General features: G+C 60.8%; 17 protein-coding genes and 1 tRNA gene. 6 read left to right on the forward strand and 12 right to left on the reverse strand.

The window, feature by feature from the left end; genetic code table 11:
- The first annotated feature begins 21 nt into the window (after positions 1 to 21).
- The 5 genes from NKJ01_RS25830 to NKJ01_RS25850 all read left to right on the forward strand — a co-directional run bounded on the left by NKJ01_RS25830 (position 22) and on the right by NKJ01_RS25850 (position 4,815).
- The gene (locus NKJ01_RS25830; RefSeq protein WP_352732171.1) at positions 22 to 1,359 is read left to right on the forward strand and encodes an ABC transporter substrate-binding protein; all 1,338 of its coding nucleotides are present in this window, start codon (positions 22 to 24) and stop codon (positions 1,357 to 1,359) included.
- Entirely contained in the window at positions 1,359 to 2,297 is a 939-nt protein-coding gene (locus NKJ01_RS25835; protein WP_352732174.1) for a carbohydrate ABC transporter permease, read from the forward strand. The genes NKJ01_RS25830 and NKJ01_RS25835 overlap by 1 nt, the downstream gene beginning before the upstream one ends.
- The gene (locus NKJ01_RS25840) at positions 2,298 to 3,119 is read left to right on the forward strand and encodes a carbohydrate ABC transporter permease (RefSeq protein WP_056587473.1); all 822 of its coding nucleotides are present in this window, start codon (positions 2,298 to 2,300) and stop codon (positions 3,117 to 3,119) included.
- Positions 3,120 to 3,156: 37 nt separating this feature from the next.
- A complete protein-coding gene (locus NKJ01_RS25845) occupies positions 3,157 to 4,215 on the forward strand; it encodes an ABC transporter ATP-binding protein (RefSeq protein ID WP_352732176.1) in 1,059 nt (352 codons plus the stop codon).
- A 129-nt stretch (positions 4,216 to 4,344) separates the two neighbouring features.
- Positions 4,345 to 4,815, forward strand: coding sequence for a nucleoside deaminase (locus NKJ01_RS25850; protein ID WP_352732178.1), 471 nt, complete (start codon positions 4,345 to 4,347; stop codon positions 4,813 to 4,815).
- A gap of 117 nt (positions 4,816 to 4,932) precedes the next feature.
- On the opposite strand, the gene NKJ01_RS25855 is transcribed toward NKJ01_RS25850, so the two are convergent.
- A tRNA-Lys gene (locus tag NKJ01_RS25855) sits at positions 4,933 to 5,008 on the reverse strand.
- A 249-nt stretch (positions 5,009 to 5,257) separates the two neighbouring features.
- Between NKJ01_RS25855 and NKJ01_RS25860 the strand changes: the two genes are divergently transcribed.
- A complete protein-coding gene (locus NKJ01_RS25860; RefSeq protein ID WP_352732181.1) occupies positions 5,258 to 5,725 on the forward strand; it encodes a BA14K family protein in 468 nt (155 codons plus the stop codon).
- A gap of 107 nt (positions 5,726 to 5,832) precedes the next feature.
- Here the strand turns inward: NKJ01_RS25860 and glpK are convergent, their stop codons facing one another.
- The 11 genes from glpK to NKJ01_RS25915 all read right to left on the reverse strand — a co-directional run bounded on the left by glpK (position 5,833) and on the right by NKJ01_RS25915 (position 17,811).
- Positions 5,833 to 7,323, reverse strand: coding sequence for a glycerol kinase GlpK (glpK, locus tag NKJ01_RS25865; RefSeq protein WP_352732184.1), 1,491 nt, complete (start codon positions 7,321 to 7,323; stop codon positions 5,833 to 5,835).
- Between the two features lie 93 nt (positions 7,324 to 7,416).
- Complete coding sequence (locus NKJ01_RS25870; RefSeq protein WP_352732187.1) at positions 7,417 to 9,144, reverse strand: ABC transporter substrate-binding protein; 1,728 nt, start codon at positions 9,142 to 9,144, stop codon at positions 7,417 to 7,419.
- Positions 9,145 to 9,225: 81 nt separating this feature from the next.
- Positions 9,226 to 9,513 (reverse strand): DUF2160 domain-containing protein, encoded by a 288-nt coding sequence (locus tag NKJ01_RS25875; RefSeq protein ID WP_352732190.1) that lies wholly within the window; start codon positions 9,511 to 9,513, stop codon positions 9,226 to 9,228.
- A complete protein-coding gene (locus tag NKJ01_RS25880; protein WP_352732193.1) occupies positions 9,513 to 9,845 on the reverse strand; it encodes a hypothetical protein in 333 nt (110 codons plus the stop codon). Before NKJ01_RS25880 ends, NKJ01_RS25875 begins: the two co-directional genes overlap by 1 nt.
- Positions 9,845 to 10,768 (reverse strand): carbohydrate ABC transporter permease, encoded by a 924-nt coding sequence (locus NKJ01_RS25885; protein ID WP_023759297.1) that lies wholly within the window; start codon positions 10,766 to 10,768, stop codon positions 9,845 to 9,847. Before NKJ01_RS25885 ends, NKJ01_RS25880 begins: the two co-directional genes overlap by 1 nt.
- 1 nt (position 10,769) lies before the next feature.
- A complete protein-coding gene (locus NKJ01_RS25890) occupies positions 10,770 to 11,636 on the reverse strand; it encodes a carbohydrate ABC transporter permease (protein ID WP_023759298.1) in 867 nt (288 codons plus the stop codon).
- A complete protein-coding gene (locus tag NKJ01_RS25895; RefSeq protein ID WP_352732197.1) occupies positions 11,637 to 12,719 on the reverse strand; it encodes an ABC transporter ATP-binding protein in 1,083 nt (360 codons plus the stop codon). It lies immediately after the preceding gene.
- 9 nt (positions 12,720 to 12,728) lie between these two features.
- A complete protein-coding gene (locus NKJ01_RS25900) occupies positions 12,729 to 13,808 on the reverse strand; it encodes an ABC transporter ATP-binding protein (RefSeq protein ID WP_352732200.1) in 1,080 nt (359 codons plus the stop codon).
- Between the two features lie 41 nt (positions 13,809 to 13,849).
- Positions 13,850 to 15,376, reverse strand: a complete 1,527-nt coding sequence (gene glpD, locus NKJ01_RS25905) for a glycerol-3-phosphate dehydrogenase (protein WP_352606166.1) — start codon at positions 15,374 to 15,376, stop codon at positions 13,850 to 13,852.
- Positions 15,377 to 15,502: 126 nt separating this feature from the next.
- Complete coding sequence (locus NKJ01_RS25910; protein WP_023759302.1) at positions 15,503 to 16,270, reverse strand: DeoR/GlpR family DNA-binding transcription regulator; 768 nt, start codon at positions 16,268 to 16,270, stop codon at positions 15,503 to 15,505.
- Between the two features lie 128 nt (positions 16,271 to 16,398).
- Positions 16,399 to 17,811 carry a pyridoxal phosphate-dependent decarboxylase family protein gene (locus NKJ01_RS25915; protein WP_352732204.1) on the reverse strand — a complete coding sequence of 471 codons (1,413 nt, stop codon included), beginning with the start codon at positions 17,809 to 17,811 and terminating at the stop codon, positions 16,399 to 16,401.
- Positions 17,812 to 18,501 lie beyond the last annotated feature (690 nt).

The raw sequence follows: 18,501 nt of genomic DNA on the forward strand, positions 1-18,501 counted from the left end.
GACAGCAACCGGGAGGAAGAAATGTCGTCCAATCTGTTCAACCCAACCAGGAGGCAACTCTTGCAAGGAACCGCGGCACTCGCTGCCGCCGGGCTTGCGGGCGTCCGCCCAAGCTTTGCCGCCGCCGTCGACTGGAAGCGCTTTGCCGGCACGACGCTCGACGTCAATCTGGTCAAAAGCCCGCGCAGCGACACCCTCATAAAATATCTCGCCGAGTTCGAGGACCTGACCGGGATCAAGGTCAATGCCGAGGCGACGCCCGAGCAGCAGCAGCGCCAGAAGACGGTGATCGAACTGAGTTCCGGCAAGCCGAGCTTCGATGTCGTGCATCTGAGCTACCATGTGCAGAAGCGGCAGTTTGAAAAGGGCGGCTGGCTGGCCGACATATCAGGCTATCTCACTGACCCCGCCCTGACCGACCCCGGCCTAGTCGAAAGTGATTTCGCAGATGCCGGCATGCTGTTCGCCAAGGACGGCAAGGGCGTGCTGCGCTCGCTGCCTTTCTCGGTCGACTATTGGATCGTCTACTGGAACAAGGAGTTGTTCGAGGCCAAGGGTCTCAAATATCCTGAAACCTTCGAGCAACTGGTGGCCGCTGCCGAGGCGCTGACCGACCCGTCGAACAACACCTACGGTTTCGTCGCCCGCGGCATCAAGAACGCCAACACGCCGGTGTGGACGTCGCTCATGCTCGGCTACGACACGACGCCACTCGATGGTCAGGGGAAGCTGCGCACGACGTCGCCCGAGGCGATCGAGGCCGCCAGTCTTTACCAGAGGCTGATGACCAAGTCCGCGCCTCCAGGCGTCACCGGCTTCAACTGGGCCGAAGCGCAGTCCGCCTTCCTGCAAGGCAAGATCGGCATGTGGTTCGACGGCGTCGGCTTTGCCCCGCCGATGGAAAATCCGGAAAAATCGCGGGTGGTCGGCAAGGTCGGCTATGGCGTCATGCCCAAGGGCCCCAAGGCGCACGCCTCGGGCACCTTCGGCGACGGCATCGGCGTGACGGCGGCCAGCGAGAAGAAGGAGGCCGCCTATCTGTTCTGCCAGTGGGCAGTGTCGCCGGCCATGGGCGCGCGCCTGCTGCAGGCAGGCGCCGGTGTCCCGTTCCGCAAATCGGTGCTTGAAGATCCCAAGGTGCGCGAAGGCGTCACCATGCCGGCGAGTTGGCTCGATGCGGTGGTCGGCTCCGGCAATGTCAGCCGGCTGTCGCTGCCGGTCATCATCCCGGTCACCGAATTCCGCGACATCTACGGCGTGGCGCTGACCAATTTGATTGCCGGCGCCGATCCGGCGGAGGAGCTGAAGAAGGCCACCGAACAGTTCCAGCCGGTCCTCGACAGGAGCGAGCAAGGCTGATGTCCGCCACCGCCCCAGAACGCACCGGGGTGACGACGCAAGCCATCGAAGGGAGCCAGACGATCCGGCTGGCTCCCAACTACTGGCCCTTCGTCGTTCCGGCGCTCGTCGTCGTCGGCGCAGTGATCGTCTTTCCCTGGGCCTTCACGCTCTGGATGAGCGTCAACCGCTGGACGCTCGGTCAGTCACGAAGCTTTGCCGGGATGGAAAACTATTTTCGGCTGGCAGTCGACCAACGCTTCTGGGAATCGCTGCTCCACACCTTGAGCTACACCTTCCTCTCGGTTGCCGCGCCGATGTTGCTCGGCACTGTCGCCGCCCTGATCTTCGACGCCAGGTTTCCGCTGCGCGGCTTGTTGCGCGGCGTTTTCGTGATGCCGATGATGGCAACGCCCGTCGCCGTGGCGCTGGTCTGGACCATGATGTTCCATCCTCAGCTCGGTGTCCTCAACTACCTGCTGTCGCTGGTTGGCATCCCGGCGCAGGAATGGATCTTCAACGCCAACACGGTCATCCCCTCGCTGGTCGCGGTCGAGACCTGGCAGTGGACACCGCTGGTGATGCTGATCGTGCTGGGCGGCCTGGCGTCCGTGCCGCGCGAGCCATTCGAGAGCGCCGAGATCGATGGCGCCAATGCCTGGCAGCAATTCCGTTATCTTACCTTGCCGATGATCGCGCCGTTCCTGATGATCGCGGTGATCATCCGCACCATCGATGCGCTGAAGAGCTTCGACATCATCTACGCGATGACCCAGGGCGGACCCGGCACCGCCTCGGAGACCATCAACATCTATCTCTACAACACCGCCTTCTCCTACTACGACATCGGCTATGGCTCGGCCATGGCCGTCGTGTTCTTCATCGTCATCGTCGCCCTGTCCTTCATCCTCTTGATGTTGCGCCAGCGCTCCCAGTGTATCGGCGTGGAGGGCAAATAGATGAGTTCACGCCTGCTCAACCAGATCGGGCTGTTTTTCGCGGCCCTGGTCTTCGTCTCGCCGGCGATCCTGTTCTTCCTCTGGATGATCTCGCTGTCGCTGAAATTCGAGATCGACAACGGCGCCTATCCGCCGATCCTGATCCCCGAACATCTCGCCTGGTCGAACTATGCAAAGGTGTTCGAGGAGAACAACTTCCTGCTCTATCTCTGGAATTCGGTTCTGGTGACCGGCACGGCGACACTTTTGGCACTGCTGATCGGCGTGCCGGCCGGCTATGGCATCGCACGGCTCAAGGCCGAACGGTCGGCGGTCGTCATCATGATCGCCCGCATGACGCCGGGGCTTTCCTATCTCATCCCGCTGTTTCTGCTGTTCCAATGGGTCGGGATTCTCGGCACGCTATGGCCGCAGATCATCATCCATCTGGTGGTGACCGTGCCGATCGTCGTCTGGGTGATGATCGGCTATTTCGAGACCACGCCGATGGAGCTGGAGGAAGCGGCCAACATCGACGGCGCCAGCTCCTGGCAGGTGTTCCGCCTGGTCGCCTTGCCCATCGCCAAGCCGGGCATCGTGGTTGCCTTCATCCTGTCCGTCATCTTCTCATGGAACAATTTCGTTTTCGGCGTGGTGCTCGCCAGCCGCGAAACGCGCACGCTGCCGGTCGCCGTCTACAACATGCTTTCCTACGAACAGGTGAGCTGGGGACCGCTCGCCGCCGCCGCACTTGTGGTGACGCTGCCGGTGCTGGTGCTGACCATGTTCGCACAAAGGCAGATTGTCGCCGGACTGACCGCCGGCGCCGTCAAGGGCGGCTGAGCGCTACCCTACATCCAATTTTTTTCGAGGAAACCCAATGGCTTCGGTGACAATCAACAACGTGCAGAAGGCCTTCGGAACGGCCAAGATCATTCACGATGTCAGCGTCGATATCGCCGATGGCGAGTTCGTCATCCTGGTCGGTCCGTCGGGCTGCGGAAAGTCGACGCTGCTGCGCATGATTGCCGGACTTGAAACGATCTCGGGCGGCAGGATCGCCATTGGCGATCGCATCGTCAACAATCTGCGGGCGCGGGACAGGAACATCGCCATGGTGTTCCAGAACTACGCGCTCTATCCGCATATGACGGTGGCAGACAATATGGGCTTTGCCCTGAAGATCAAGAAAGCCGATCCGGCCGACACCGTCAGCCGCGTCGGCAGGGCTGCCAGCATTCTCGGTCTCGACAAGTTGCTCGACCGCTACCCGCGCCAGCTTTCCGGCGGCCAGCGCCAACGCGTAGCCATGGGCCGCGCGATCGTGCGCGACCCGCAAGTCTTCCTGTTCGACGAGCCGCTCTCCAATCTCGACGCCAAATTGCGCGTCCAGATGCGCGGCGAGATCAAGGCGCTGCACCAGCGACTGGGCACCACGACGATCTATGTCACGCACGACCAGATCGAGGCCATGACCATGGCCGACAAGATAGTCGTGCTGCACGACGGCCTCGTCGAGCAGATCGGCGCGCCGCTCGACCTTTACGACCGCCCTGCCAATCTCTTCGTTGCCGGCTTCATCGGCTCGCCCGCCATGAACTTCATTGCCGGCCGTATCGAGGAAGGCGTTTTCCGCAGCACCGGCGGGCTGGTCCTGCCACTGCCGGAAGGCATCCACCCCGCGCATGCTTCGGGGAACGACCTCGTCTATGGCATCCGCCCGGAACATATTCGTGCGACCGCCCAAGGCATCGATGGCAAGGTTACGCTCCTGGAAGCGACGGGGTCGGAAATCTTCGCCAAGGTGGATTGTGGGGGCGAAGAGATCTCCTGCCTTTTCCGCGAACGGCTTGCGCTCAAGCAGGGCGAGCCGGTGCGCATCGAGATCGACCGCGCCTGTGCTCACCTGTTCGATGCCAAGACCGGCCGGCGATTGTAGGGCAAAGGTCCGATATCCCAGCGCAAAGGTCTCAAGCGGCGGTTAGCTCTTGCCACGAGCGTTCCTTGGCAGCAATCTCGGCTCATAGAGCCGCTCAACGACTGGATGCCGGCGCGCCAGGATTTTGCCATGACCCGCGATCAGATGCTCGCCCACCTCCGCGCCGCCGATGAAGTCGCGCGCGAGGCGGCGGCGCATGGGCATCATCCCTTCGGCGCCGTCCTGGTCGGGCCGGACGACCGCATCCTGATGCGGCAGGGCAATCTCGATACGGTGCGCCATGCCGAGACCGAGATCGCCCGGCGCGCCGCGGCGGCCTACGAGCCGGAGTTCCTGTGGCAATGCACGCTGGTCTCGACCTTTGAGCCGTGCGCGATGTGCGCTGGTACGATGTATTGGGCGAATATCGGGCGGTTGGTCTACGGGTGCGATGAGACCAAGATCCTTGCGCTGACCGGGGACCACCCTGAGAACCCGACGATGAGCCTCTCCTCGCGCACCGTGTTCGGCTCCGGCCAGAAAAAGATGGAGGTCTTTGGCCCCTTCCCCGAAATCGAGGACGAGTTGCACGAGCCGCACCGCGATTTCTGGAAGCGCTGACGCTTCGTGCCAGTCGGCAACCGGTCGATGGCAACAGCCATCGGATCGATCGGAGCCGTAATGCTGCTGCCGTGCGCGTGGGAAAGTCTCCCCGCTCGTTATGGTGGAATATCGATTTGGTGAGCGCGATGGGATTCGAACCCATGACCTACTGATTAAAAGTCAGTTGCTCTACCGGCTGAGCTACGCGCTCCCGCGGGCTCAAAAGCCGCCCTCGAAATTGCGCGGAACATAGGGAGAGTGCCTCGACCGGTCAACCGGAAAAAGAGGGTGCGTAAACATGGCTTCGCCCCGTCGGGGCACTCTCTCGCCGCATCAGCGGAGAGAGCAACTAAGGAGCTCAGCCGTTTTACCCGCAGCGGCATCCTGTCCCGGGAACAATTGCATAGGCCACTCGTTTTCCCAGCACGGGGACGTCCGCTAACCCTCGAGGAGAAGAGCAATGAACAGAATCACAGTGGGTATGCTGGCAGCCACGCTCTCGGCCACATTCGTTACGGCGGAGGCGGTGCCCGTCAACGCCCAACCGAACTATGTGCCGCAATCCCAGGTCGCGGTGCCGGATGTGCAGACAGTCCAGTACCAGGAGTGGCGCAAGAACCGCTACAATCGCAGCTTTTCGCGTGACCGCAATTTTTCCCGCAATCGCGTGATCTATTGGAACGGCCATCGCGGCTATCGCGAATATCGCCCCGGCTATCGCCGCCACGGCGATTATTGGTTCCCGCTCGCGGCCTTCGCTACCGGCGCGCTGATCACCGGCGCCATCATCAACAACGAACGCAATCGCGTCTATGAGGGCAATTCGCATGTGCAGTGGTGCTACGATCACTATCGCAGCTACCGTGCTTCGGACAACACGTTCCAGCCGAATTATGGCCCGCGCCGTGAGTGCCGTTCGCCTTACTGATTGAGTGAGTGGGAGTGATAGCGCTCCATTGAAGACCCGTGCCAGAAGTGGCGCGGGCCTTTCTTTTCGGTCAGCCCGCCCCATCACCGACCACTGATGGCCGTTTATTACACACTCAGCGTCCTGCGCACAGCATCGCGCCAGCCCGCAAGCTTGGCTGAACGAGTCGACATATCCATATCCGGCTGGAACCTCCGTTCCAGTGCCCAGCTTTTCGCGAACTTCTTGGCATCCGGCCACACACCTGCCTTCGAGCCAGCCAGCCATGCGGCGCCCAGCGCGGTCGTCTCGAGAATGGTCGGACGGTCGACCGGCGCATCGAGGATGTCGGCGAGGCGCTGCATGGTCCAGTCGGACGCTACCATGCCGCCATCGACCCGAAGCACGGTCTTGGCCGAAGCACCCTTCCAGTCCTTGCGCATGGCGTCGAGCAGGTCGCGCGTCTGGTAGGCGACGGCCTCCAGAGCGGCGCGGGCGAACTCCGCCGGACCGGAATTGCGGGTCAGGCCGAAAATGGCGCCACGTGCATCGGCGTCCCAATGCGGTGCGCCGAGGCCGACGAAAGCCGGAACCAGATAGACATTCTGCGTCGGATCGGCTTCGGCTGCCAGTTTGCCGCTGTGCTCGGCCTTGCCGATCACCTTGATGCCATCGCGCAGCCATTGGACCGCAGCACCGGCAATGAAGATCGAGCCTTCCAGCGCATAGGTCGTCTTGCCGTTCAGCCGGTAGGCAATGGTGGTCAAAAGCCGGTTTTTCGAGCGCACCAGGTCGCTGCCGGTGTTGAGCAGCGCAAAACAGCCGGTGCCATAGGTGGATTTCATCATGCCCGGCTCGAAACAGGCTTGGCCGATGGTCGCGGCATGCTGGTCGCCGGCGACACCGAGGATTTTTAGCTCGGCGCCAAAGAGGTTTTTTTCCGTGATTCCAAAATCATCGGCACAGTCTTTTACCTCGGGAAGCATTTTTGCCGGGATGTTGAGAATGGCCAGCAGCTCGTCGTCCCAGGCATTCTCAGCGATGTTGTAGACCAGCGTGCGCGAGGCGTTGGTGGCGTCGGTGGCGTGAACCTTGCCGCCGGTCAACCGCCAGATCAGGAAGCTGTCGATGGTGCCAGCCAGCAATTCGCCTTTCTCGGCGCGCTTTCTGGCGCCCTTCACCTTGTCGAGCATCCAGGCGATCTTGGTGCCTGAAAAATAGGGATCGAGCAGCAGGCCGGTCTTGCGGGTGAATTTCCTCTCCAGGCCCTGCTTCTTGAGTTTCTGGCACAGCGGCGCGGTACGCCGGTCCTGCCAGACGATGGCGTTGTGAATCGGCTTCCCTGTCGCCCTGTCCCAGATGACGACGGTTTCGCGCTGGTTGGTGATACCGAGCGCCGCGACATCCGATGCCGCGCGGCCGGCACTCTTCAGCGCGCCTTTGACCGTGGCGACAACACTTGCCCAGATTTCTTCCGGGTCGTGCTCGACCCAGCCGGAGGCCGGATAATGCTGCGTGAATTCCTTCTGCCCGCTGCCGACGACCTTCATCTGGCCATCGAACAGGATCGCCCGTGTCGAAGTCGTTCCCTGGTCGATTGCCAGCACAAAACCGCTCATTCCAGCGCCCTCCGCCTCGATACAAAGAGGGGAGACGGCAACGAGCCGCCTCCCCAATTTCACACGGGCGCGCGAACGCCCGCATAGACAATGCTACTTCTGCCAGCTCTTCACCAGTTCGTCGTAGTTGATGGTGATCGGCTTTTCCTTCTCGTTCTCGATCTTGAGCTGAGGAGCGAGATTGCCCTTCTTGACCGCGTCGGCGTTCCAATAGGCGAGGTCATGCTCTTCGGCCATCTTCGGGCCGATATCGCCCTGGACGCCCGACTTCTCGATACGGCTCATCACCTTTTCCTGCTCGCTGCAGAGCGAGTCCATCGCCTCCTGCGCCGTCTTGGCGCCCGACGATGCATCGCCGATCGCCTGCCACCAGAGCTGTGCCAGCTTCGGATAATCAGGCACGTTGGTGCCGGTCGGCGACCACTGCACGCGAGCCGGCGAACGGTAGAACTCGATCAGACCGCCGAGCTTGGGCGCACGTTCGGTAAAGCTCTTGTCGTGGATCGTGCTCTCGCGGATGAAGGTCAGCCCGACATGGCTCTTCTTCACGTCGACGGTCTTCGAGGTGACGAACTGGGCGTAAAGCCAGGCGGCCTTGGCGCGGTCGGTTGGGGTCGACTTCATCAGCGTCCAGGAACCCACGTCCTGGTAGCCGAGCTTCATACCGTCCTTCCAGTAGACGCCGTGCGGCGACGGAGCCATGCGCCACTTCGGCGTGCCGTCGTCGTTCAGTACTGCCTTTGCGCCGGCATCAACCATCGACGCGGTGAAGGCGGTGTACCAGAAGATCTGCTGCGCGACCGCGCCCTGAGCCGGAACTGGGCCGGATTCGGAGAAGGTCATGCCCTGGGCTTCGGCCGGAGCGTAGGCCTTCAGCCAGTCGAGGTACTTCTGGATCGAATAGACGGCCGCCGGGCCGTTGGTGTCGCCGCCGCGCGCCGTGCAGGAGCCAACCGGTCGCGAATTCTCGTCAACCTTGATGCCCCATTCGTCGACGGGCAGGCCGTTCGGGAGGCCTTTGTCGCCGTTGCCCGCCATCGACAGCCAGGCGTCGGTGAACCGCCAACCGAGCGACGGATCCTTCTTGCCGTAGTCCATGTGGCCATAGACCTTCTTGCCGTCGATCTCACGGCCGGTGAAGAACTCTGCGATGTCCTCATAGGCCGACCAGTTGACCGGAACGCCGAGGTCGTAGCCGTACTTGGCCTTGAAGTCGGCCTTGTTCTTCTCGTCGTTGAACCAGTCGTAACGGAACCAGTAGAGGTTGGCGAACTGCTGGTCGGGCAGCTGGTAGAGCTTCTTGTCGGGCGCCGTCGTAAACGAGGTGCCGATGAAGTCCTTCAGGTCGAGGTTCGGATTGGTAACGTCCTTGCCGTCGCCCGCCATCCAGTCGGTCAGGTTGCGCACCTGCTGGTAACGCCAGTGGGTGCCGATAAGGTCGGAATCGTTGACCCAGCCGTCATAAAGGTTCTGGCCGGTCTGCATCTGGGTCTGGATCTTCTCGACGACGTCGCCTTCCTGGATGACGTCATGCGTGACCTTGATGCCGGTGATGGCGGTAAAGGCCGGCGCCAGGACCTGCGATTCATACTGGTGCGTGGCGATGGTTTCCGAAACGACCTTGATGTCCATGCCAGCGAAAGGCTTCGCGGCATCGATGAACCACTGCATTTCGGCTTCCTGGCCGGCGCGGTCGAGCGTCGAAAGCGGTCCGATTTCCTTGTCCAGGAAAGCCTTTGCCTCGTCCATTCCGGCGTAGGCGTTGCCAACCCCGAGCAATAGGACAAGCGCAGTCGTTGATGTTAGAAATTGCCGTCGCATTGTGTTTCCTCCACTGTTTTAAGGTTTCGAGTGCGATCTGGAGCGGCCGCCGGCACGCGGTCGCTCCAACAGTTTCCCCCTCTATACGTAGCGGAACACGCCGACGGCGTAGACCACGGAGAGAGCGAGAGCCCACCACAGGTTGGGTCCGACAAGACCCAGCCAAGCGAGATGGATAAAGGCGCTGCCTAGCAGCGACAGGAAGAGACGGTCGCCACGCGTCGTCTCGAAGCGCAGGACGCCGACGCGCGGACTGCCGCCCGGCGACACATATTCCCACGCCGCCATGCCGCACAGCAGCAAAAGGATGGTTCCGAAGAAGGCCGCGGTCGGCCAGGTCCATGCCATCCAGGTGAGGTCGAAATTCATCAGTGCTTCTCCATCACCGGAGGCTTCCCGAAGTCACCGCTTTCGGCAGAGTAAGCGACAAAATTCATCAAGCCGGAGAGATGCATAAATGCGTGCCATACGATGGCGTCGTTGTTTGAGCCTTTAACCTCTGTCCGCAAATCGTTGAGATCGTCGTAGACGTCTCCCATCACGAGGCTCGGAGGGCTGAGGTCGAATGCGTCAGCGAAATAGACCTTCCAGTACTGACTTTGCTTTACGTCAATACGGTCGACGCCTTGGGCTTCGAGACGATCAAACAAGCTGCTCGCGAGATCGCGAAGTTCGGATATTTTGATAACCGCTTCCGCCATCAAACCCTCCCCAGGGCGAAGCCCTTGGCGATGTAGTTGCGCACGAACCAGATGACCAGCGCGCCGGGGATCAGCGTCAGCACACCAGCGGCGGCGAGCAGGCCCCAGTCCATGCCGGCGGCCGAAACCGTACGCGTCATGGTGGCGGCGATCGGCTTGGCGTCGGTCGTGGTCAGCGTGCGGGCGATCAACAATTCCACCCACGAGAACATGAAGCAGAAGAAACAGGCGACGCCGATGCCGCTCGCGATCAGCGGCATGAAGATCCTGACGAAGAAGCGCGGGAACGAATAGCCGTCGATATAGGCGGTCTCGTCGATTTCCTTCGGCACGCCCGACATGAAGCCTTCGAGGATCCACACCGCTAATGGCACGTTGAACAGGCAATGCGCCAGCGCGACGGCGATGTGGGTGTCGATCAGGCCGAAGGCCGAATAGAGCTGGAAGAAGGGCAACGCGAACACCGCCGGTGGCGCCATGCGGTTGGTCAACAGCCAGAAAAACAGGTGTTTGTCGCCGAGGAAGCGGTAGCGCGAGAAGGCGTAGGCCGCCGGCAGCGCCGCAGCCACCGAGATCACCATGTTCATCACCACATAGGTGATCGAGTTGACGTAGCCCGAGTACCAGGATGCATCGGTGAAGATGGTGACGTAATTGGCGATCGTCGGTGCATGCGGATAGAGCGTCAGCGAGGAGACGATCTCGGCATTGGTCTTGAAGCTCATATTGATGAGCCAGTAGATCGGCAGCAAAAGCACGATGATGTAGACCGTCGGCACGATCCACCACCAGCGCGATTCCTCGCCGCGGCGGCGCATCAGCCGCGCGATCTGGTCCTGCGACATAGCACTGGCGAGCCCTTCCGAAGCCGTCGTTTCGCTCACTCTGTCCTGCCTCGTCGTTCTTTCGTTGGCGCCGCCCATCTCAGCGCTCCGCGTCGTAATTGGTCATCACGGTGTAAAACACCCATGACAGCAGAAGGACGATGAGGAAGTAGACCAGCGACATGGCCGCGGCCGGACCGAGGTCGAACTGGCCGAGCGCCGTCTTGACCAGGTCGATCGACAGGAATGTCGTCGAGTTACCCGGTCCGCCGCCCGTCACTACGAAAGGCTCGGTGTAGATCATGAAGCTGTCCATGAAGCGCAGCAGCACGGCGATCAGCAGCACCCGGTTCATCTTCGGCAGCTGGATGTAGCGGAACACCGCCCAGCGCGAGGCACCGTCGATCTTGGCCGCCTGATAGAAGGCATCCGGAATGGAGACCAGGCCGGCATAGCAGAGCAGCACGACGAGGCTGGTCCAGTGCCAGACGTCCATGATGATGACGGTGACCCAGGCATCGAACGAATCCTGCACGTAGTTGTAGTCGATGCCGAGCGCATTGACGTAATAGCCGAGCAATCCGATGTCGTTGCGCCCGAAAACCTGCCAGATTGTGCCGACGACGTTCCACGGGATCAGCAGCGGCAGTGCCATCAGCACCAGGCAGACCGGCACACCCCAGCCCTTTTTCGGCATGTTGAGGGCTATGAAGATGCCGAGCGGCACTTCGATGGCAAGGATAATGAAGGAGAAGATCAGGTTGCGGACCATCGCTTCCCAGAAGCGGCTGGAAGAGAGCAGTTCCTCGAACCACTCGGTGCCGGCCCAGAAGAAGACGTTGTTGCCGAAAGTGTCCTGCACCGAATAGTTGACGACCGTCATCAGCGGGATGACCGCCGAGAATGCCACCAGCACCAGCACCGGCAGCACCAGGAACCAGGCCTTGTTGTTCCAGGTCTTTTCCATCTATGCCCCCATCTCGACGCGCGCCATCTCAACCAGCCAGGAATCGGCATAAATGTTGATGCCGGCCGGGTCGAACCGCACCTTCGGATCGGCGGGTACAGTTTCGTCCTCGCCGATCACGGCAGCGATGTCGCGGCCTTCAAGCTTCGCGCGCACCACCTTGTGGCGGCCGAGATCCTCGATCTTGCTGACCTGTACGGCCATGCCGTCACGGCCGAGCCGGACATATTCGGGACGAATGCCAAGCTCTATCGCGCCGCTGGCTGCCTTGGGTGCGCCTGGCAGTTCGATCCGCTGGGCCCCAAGCATCGCCGTCTTGCCGTCGATCGCCACCGGCATGACGTTCATGCCCGGCGAGCCGATGAAATAACCGACAAATGTATGGCGCGGTCGCTCGAACAGTTCCGCCGGGGTGCCGATCTGCACGATGCCGCCATCGTACATGACCACGACCTGGTCGGCGAAGGTCAGCGCCTCGGTCTGGTCGTGCGTCACGTAGACCATGGTGTAGCCAAAGCGGCGATGCAACTGTTTCAGTTGCGAGCGCAACACCCACTTCATGTGCGGATCGATGACGGTCAGCGGCTCGTCGAACAGGATGGCGTTGACATCCGAGCGTACCAGTCCGCGGCCGAGCGATATCTTCTGCTTCTGGTCGGCGGTCAGCCCCCTCGCCTTCTTCTTCGCCCAGGACGCAAGATCGATCATTTCCAGCGTCTCGCGCACCTTGCGGTCGACATCGGCTTCCGGCACGCCGCGATTGCGCAGCGGGAAGGCCAGATTATCGTAGACGGTCATCGTGTCGTAGATGACCGGGAACTGGAACACCTGCGCGATGTTGCGCTCTTGCGTCGACAAGTTGGTCACGTCCTTGCCGTCGAACAGCAACCGGCCATGCGAGGGATGAAGCAGGCCCGAAATGATGTTGAGCAGCGAGGTTTTGCCGCAGCCCGAAGGCCCGAGCAGCGCATAGGCGCCACCATCCTCGAAGATGTGATGCACTTCCTTGAGCGCAAAATCGGCATCCGTGCGCGGGTTCGGTAGGTAGGAGTGGCGGATGTGATTGACGTCGATGCGCGCCATATCGCTCTCCTATGCCGCCAGCTTTGGCACGCTTACGGCGCTGCCTTGCCCGTCGAAGACCATGATGTGGCGCGGGTCGATGAACACGTCGATCGCGGCGTCAATCTCGAAATCGAGGATACCGTGGCTCAGCATGACCCAGCGCGCATCGGCGAAGTCGAGATGAATGAAGCTCTCCGACCCGGTGATCTCGGTGATGGTGACCTTCGCACGCACCGGCACGGCCAACGCATTGGGCCGATCGAGTGAAAGATGGTGCGGCTGGAAGCCAACCGTATAGTTCGCATCGGCAATGCCGACGAGTTCGGCGGGCACCGGCAGCTTGACGCCGCCTTCGAGCAAAAAGTCCGGACCCTTCTTGGCCAGCACGATCGTGTTGAGCGGCGGGTCGGCGAAAGTCCTGGCCGTCACCAGGTCGACCGGCTTGCGGAACACGTCGATTGTCGGGCCGAACTGGGTGATACGTCCTTCGGAAAGTGTCGCCGTATTGCCGCCGAGCAGCAGCGCTTCGTGCGGCTCGGTCGTGGCATAGACGAAGATGGCGCCGGTGGCGGCAAAGATCCTCGGCAGTTCGGCGCGCAGCTCTTCGCGCAATTTGTAGTCGAGATTGGCAAGCGGCTCGTCAAGCAGCACCAGGCTGGCATTCTTGACGATGGCACGCGCCAGTGCGGTGCGCTGCTGCTGGCCCCCGGACAGGCTGAGCGGCGTGCGGTCGAGATAAGGTGTCAGCTTGAGAAGTGCGGCGGCATTGCGCACTTCCTTGTCAATCTTCGCCTGTTCGGTGCCAGCCACCCTGAGCGGCGACGCGATGTTCTCGTAGACGGTCATCGCCGGATAGTTGATGAACTGCTGGTAGACCATGGCGATCTTGCGCTGCTGCACCGGCACGCCGGTGACATTTTGACCGTCGAACCAGATCGAACCGGAGGCCGGCACATCGAGGCCGGCCATCAGCCGCATCAGGCTGGTCTTGCCGGAAAGCGTGGGCCCGAGCAGTACGTTGAGCGAGCCATGCTGGAGCGTCAGCGACACGTCGCGGATATGCTCGACCGCACCAACCGTCTTGGTGACGTTCCTTAGTTCCAGCATGACTCCTCCTCCCAGGCTTTCTGCATCAGCTCAAACCCTCTTCATTCCGCAGCCGCGACATGTCGCCGGCTTATGCCGTGCATGAATTCATCGAGCACCGCTACCTGCTCGCGGCTGAGATACAGACCGCGCTTGGTCCGGCGCCACAATACATCTTCAGCGGTGACAGCCCATTCGTTTTGAACGAGATAGCGCACCTCAGCCTCAAAAAGATCGGCGCCGAAGTTGCGGCCCAGATCGGCATTCGATTTGGCCAGCCCCAACAGCATCCTTGCGCGGGTGCCGTAGAGCCTGGTCAATCGCCGGGCCAGGCGCGCATCGAGGAACGGATAGGCGGTTTTCAGCTTCGCCACTTCGGCATCGAAACCGGTGGCCGGGAAATCGCCGCCCGGCAATGGCGCGTTTGCCGTCCATGGCTTGCCGCGCTTGCCGAGAAAACCCTCGATCTTTTCCAGCATCGATTCCGACAACCGGCGATAGGTGGTGATCTTGCCGCCAAAGGCGTTGATGATCGGGGCAGCGCCCTCGCCGCCATCTGCCTTGAGCACATAGTCGCGCGTCGCTTCCTGGGCCTTGGAGGCGCCATCATCATAGAGCGGACGCACGGCCGAATAGGTCCAGACGATGTCCGAGCGCTTGACCGGTTGCGCAAAATATTCGCTTGCCGCGGCACAGAGGTAGTCGATCTCGGTGTCGCTGATCTTCACGTCGTGCGGATCGCCGGGGTAATCCTGGTCCGTGGTGCCGATCAGGGTGAACTCGTCCTCGTAAGGAATGGCGAAAATGATGCGACCATCCCTGTTCTGGAAGAAATAGGCGCGCGGATCGTCGAATTTCTTGGCGATGACGATATGGCTGCCTTGCACGAGGCGGACATTGTGCACATCGTTGAGCCCAACGACGCCTGACAGCACATGATCGACCCAGGGGCCGGCGGCATTGACCAGCAGGCGCGCCTTGATCTCTTCGGTCTTGCCGGTCTGCAGGTCCTCGATCTGAACCGTCCACAAACCGCCTTCGCGGCGCGCGCCGACCACTTTCGTGCGGGTGCGGACCGTTGCGCCACGATCGGCGGCATCACGCGCGTTCAGCGCCACCAGCCGTGCATCATTGACCCAGCCATCCGAATATTCGAAGGCCTTCTTGAACAATGGTTTCAAAGGCTTGCCGGCCGGATCCCTGGCCATGTCAAGCGTCCTGGTCGCCGGCAGCAATTTGCGCCCGCCAATGTGATCGTAGAGAAACAGACCCAGCCTGATCAGCCAGGCCGGGCGCAGGCCCTTGGCATAGGGCAGCACGAAGCGCATCGGCCAGATGATGTGCGGCGCGTTCTTCCACAGAACCTCGCGCTCCATCAGCGCCTCGCGCACCAGGCGGAATTCGTAGAATTCGAGGTAGCGCAGGCCGCCATGGATCAATTTGGTCGAGCCTGAGGAGGTTCCGCTGGCGAGGTCGTTCATCTCGGCGAGGAAGACGGAAAAGCCACGCCCGACAGCATCGCGGGCAATGCCGCAGCCATTGATGCCGCCGCCTATGACGAAAATGTCACGGATCGGAGATGCTTCCACAAATTCCTCCAACGATTTCGCATTGCACCATTTTTGGCCTTTTACGAAACCGTGTCGGGATTATTTCGAAATCATAACGAATGTCAAACGAAATATCACGAGCGTGTGATGCCAAGCCGAAATCGCCTAGGCGAGCGAAGTCTCGATCAATTGAACCTCGGCCTCCTGGCAGATTTTGCGCACCGACGGGATGTCGCAACGGTCGGTGATGAAGGTGTTGACCTGTGACAGGTGGCCGATGCGCACCGGTGCGGTTCGCTCGAATTTGGTCTGGTCGGAAACCAGGATGACATGCCTTGCATTGGCGATGATTGCCTGCGCTACTTTGACCTCGCGGAAATCGAAGTCGAGCAAGGCGCCGTCATGGTCGATCGCCGAGGCGCCGATCACCGCATAATCGACCTTGAACTGCCTGATGAAGTCGACCGCCGCTTCGCCGACGACGCCACCATCGGAACCACGCACGACGCCACCCGCAATCACAACCTCAATCGACGGATATATCCGCATCCTGTTGGCAACATTGATGTTATTGGTGATCACCATCAGGCCGGTATGATCGAGCAGCGCCTTGCTGACCGACTCTGTCGTGGTGCCGATGTTGATGAACAGCGAGGCGTTGTCGGGAATCAGCCTGGCTGCCGCCCGGCCGATCGCCTCCTTCTCGTCGGCGGCGATCTTGCGCCTGGCCTCATACTCCATGTTCTCGATGCCGGACGGGAACAACGCGCCGCCATGGATGCGCGAAAGCAGCCGCTGGTCGCACAGGTCGTTGAGATCCTTGCGTATGGTCTGCGGCGTCACATTGAAATGTGTGGCCAGATCCTCGACCAGCACCCGACCATGATCCTTGGCCATCTGGATGATTTCGGCATGGCGTGGCGACAAATACATAGGACAACCTCCCGTTTTCGTTTTTCTTGTCTATAGTCGAAAACGAAACCAATGAAAAGGTATAAGCCGGCTAATGAAATGCATATGATTGGAAAGGCAAACGCCAGCGCAATTTCGGCCGGACCAGATCAGGCCGTACCCCGAGCGATTTCCGTGATGACGGTGAAAGCCATATCGACATCGGCGGCGGTCGCTTCGAATTGGCCGACCTGGAAACGGATTGCTATCCGCCCATCGACCCTCGTCTGCGTCAGGTAGATGCGGCCACCGTCGTTGATCGCATTCACAAGCCGTAGATTATGCGCGTCCGTATCTGCGTCGGTTACCGCGTTGTGCCGGAACGAGAACAACGACAGCATCGGTTCGCTGACGATCTCGAAGTCCGGCTCGCTTGCCAGCCGCGCGGCAAGCCCTTCGCTCCACGCGACGTGGTTGCGGATCATCGTTCGCAGGCTTTCCAACCCATGAGCACGCAACAGGAACCACAATTTCAGCGCGCGGAAGCGCCGGCCGAGCGGCACCGACCATTCGGAATAGTTGATGATGCCGTCGCGGCCATGCGTCTTCAGATAATCCGGTTTGATGGCCAGCGTCCTGACATCGCTTTCCGGGTCGCGCAGGAACTGGATCGAGCAGTCGAACTGGGCTCCGAGCCATTTGTGCGGATTGAAAACGACCGAATCGGCACCTTCAACGCCCGTCCAGAAATGTCGATACTCCGGACAGATCATCGCAGATCCGGCCCAGGCGGCATCGACGTGGAGATAAAGGCCATGCCGCCGCGCCACCTCGGCGACCGCTGCAATGTCGTCGGTGCCGCCGGTGCTGGTGCCGCCGACACAAGCGATGATCCCCGCCGGCAGCATGCCGGCTTCCCGGTCGGCGACGATTGCCGCCTCGAGCGCTGCCGTGTCCATGGCGAGAAAACGGTCGCCGACAGGAATGCGCACGAGATTGTCCTCGCCGATGCCGGAAATCCAGATCGCCCGATCGATGGAGGTGTGCACCTGGTCGGAGGAATAGATGCGCAGCCGCGCCTGCCCGGCCAACCCTTGTTTGTTGCCTTGCCAGTCCAACGCCCGTTCACGCATGGTCAGCACCGCGGCCAGCGTCGCCGACGAGGCTGAATCCTGGATCACCCCGGAAAACCCTTCCGGCAGGCCGAGCGCCTGGCGCATCCAGTCGACGGTGCGTGTTTCGAGCTCGGTTGCCGCTGGCGACGTCTGCCAAAGCATGCATTGCGCGGCCATCGCCGAAACCAGATATTCCGCCACCACCGAAACAGGCGCCGCATTGGCCGGGAAGTATGCGAAGAAGCGCGGATGCTGCCAATGCGTCATGCCAGGCAAAATCTTCTCTTCGAAGTCGGCGAAGATCCGGTCCATCGGTTCGGCGTCTTCCGGCGGCGAAGCCTCTATGCTTCTAAAGATGTCGCCGGGCTCGACGAGTGGCCGCACCGGCCGCTCGCGCAGCGTGTTGCGATAGTCGGCGCCCCAGTCGGCGGCGCGCCGCGACCACTGCCGAAAATCATCACTGTTCATTGTATCCCCCTTGGAGTGGACATTTCCTCTGCGGCGCGACGGTAGAATTGCCTTGGTGTGTTCGTCCAGCGGCCTGATCACAAACTGCGTCGTCGCCAGATCGCCAGCACGACGACGCACGCGCTCGCCAGGCTCCCGGACATTGATCTTCTTGAGGGTCGAAATCGATCCAGCAGCGGCGGCATCGCTTCACAGTCGTGCAGTTCCCCACCAACGGCCGGAATGAAGACCTGATCCTATTCTACGTCGAGAACCAGGAAATGGCAGATCGACAGTTGGGCCAACTGGAGATCAGATTCTCAACTTTCTAAGTCAGATCGCTTGTCCCCACGGTCATTTCCCATTCGCCTCCGGCAGATTCCAACCAGAACATCCAGCCTCTCCGGAGGTTATTGACTTGCGCTGGCGCGTGAACTTAAATCGATCAAAAAATAACTACGACCTATTGTCGTAAATGGGGGCTTTCAATTTGGTGTGGTTGAGATGGATCTATAAGAGATATCCCAGAGGGGCCTCTTTATTTGAACTTTTGTTTTTAATTGGATTGCTCGTCACTTATCTATGGATAGTGCCGCTCTGGTTTTGGAGCATATATCGTCTAAATATCGCGGTTCCGGACAGCGTATCGGCATTCTTCTACGAGATTTGGCTAGAAAAGAACTTTATACGATCATTTCTGATCGCTTCAAT

Origin of the sequence: Mesorhizobium sp. M0276 (genome assembly GCF_040321755.1) — a bacterium.
In the GTDB taxonomy this organism is placed as follows: domain Bacteria; phylum Pseudomonadota; class Alphaproteobacteria; order Rhizobiales; family Rhizobiaceae; genus Mesorhizobium.

Coding starts and splice junctions, on each gene's coding strand:
- NKJ01_RS25830 (WP_352732171.1), top strand. CDS start 22: ATGTCGTCCAATCTGTTCAACCCAACCAGGAGGCAACTCTTGCAAGGA.
- NKJ01_RS25835 (WP_352732174.1), top strand. CDS start 1,359: ATGTCCGCCACCGCCCCAGAACGCACCGGGGTGACGACGCAAGCCATC.
- NKJ01_RS25840 (WP_056587473.1), top strand. CDS start 2,298: ATGAGTTCACGCCTGCTCAACCAGATCGGGCTGTTTTTCGCGGCCCTG.
- NKJ01_RS25845 (WP_352732176.1), top strand. CDS start 3,157: ATGGCTTCGGTGACAATCAACAACGTGCAGAAGGCCTTCGGAACGGCC.
- NKJ01_RS25850 (WP_352732178.1), top strand. CDS start 4,345: ATGACCCGCGATCAGATGCTCGCCCACCTCCGCGCCGCCGATGAAGTC.
- NKJ01_RS25860 (WP_352732181.1), top strand. CDS start 5,258: ATGAACAGAATCACAGTGGGTATGCTGGCAGCCACGCTCTCGGCCACA.
- glpK (WP_352732184.1), bottom strand. CDS start 7,323: ATGAGCGGTTTTGTGCTGGCAATCGACCAGGGAACGACTTCGACACGG.
- NKJ01_RS25870 (WP_352732187.1), bottom strand. CDS start 9,144: ATGCGACGGCAATTTCTAACATCAACGACTGCGCTTGTCCTATTGCTC.
- NKJ01_RS25875 (WP_352732190.1), bottom strand. CDS start 9,513: ATGAATTTCGACCTCACCTGGATGGCATGGACCTGGCCGACCGCGGCC.
- NKJ01_RS25880 (WP_352732193.1), bottom strand. CDS start 9,845: ATGGCGGAAGCGGTTATCAAAATATCCGAACTTCGCGATCTCGCGAGC.
- NKJ01_RS25885 (WP_023759297.1), bottom strand. CDS start 10,768: ATGGGCGGCGCCAACGAAAGAACGACGAGGCAGGACAGAGTGAGCGAA.
- NKJ01_RS25890 (WP_023759298.1), bottom strand. CDS start 11,636: ATGGAAAAGACCTGGAACAACAAGGCCTGGTTCCTGGTGCTGCCGGTG.
- NKJ01_RS25895 (WP_352732197.1), bottom strand. CDS start 12,719: ATGGCGCGCATCGACGTCAATCACATCCGCCACTCCTACCTACCGAAC.
- NKJ01_RS25900 (WP_352732200.1), bottom strand. CDS start 13,808: ATGCTGGAACTAAGGAACGTCACCAAGACGGTTGGTGCGGTCGAGCAT.
- NKJ01_RS25910 (WP_023759302.1), bottom strand. CDS start 16,270: ATGTATTTGTCGCCACGCCATGCCGAAATCATCCAGATGGCCAAGGAT.
- NKJ01_RS25915 (WP_352732204.1), bottom strand. CDS start 17,811: ATGAACAGTGATGATTTTCGGCAGTGGTCGCGGCGCGCCGCCGACTGG.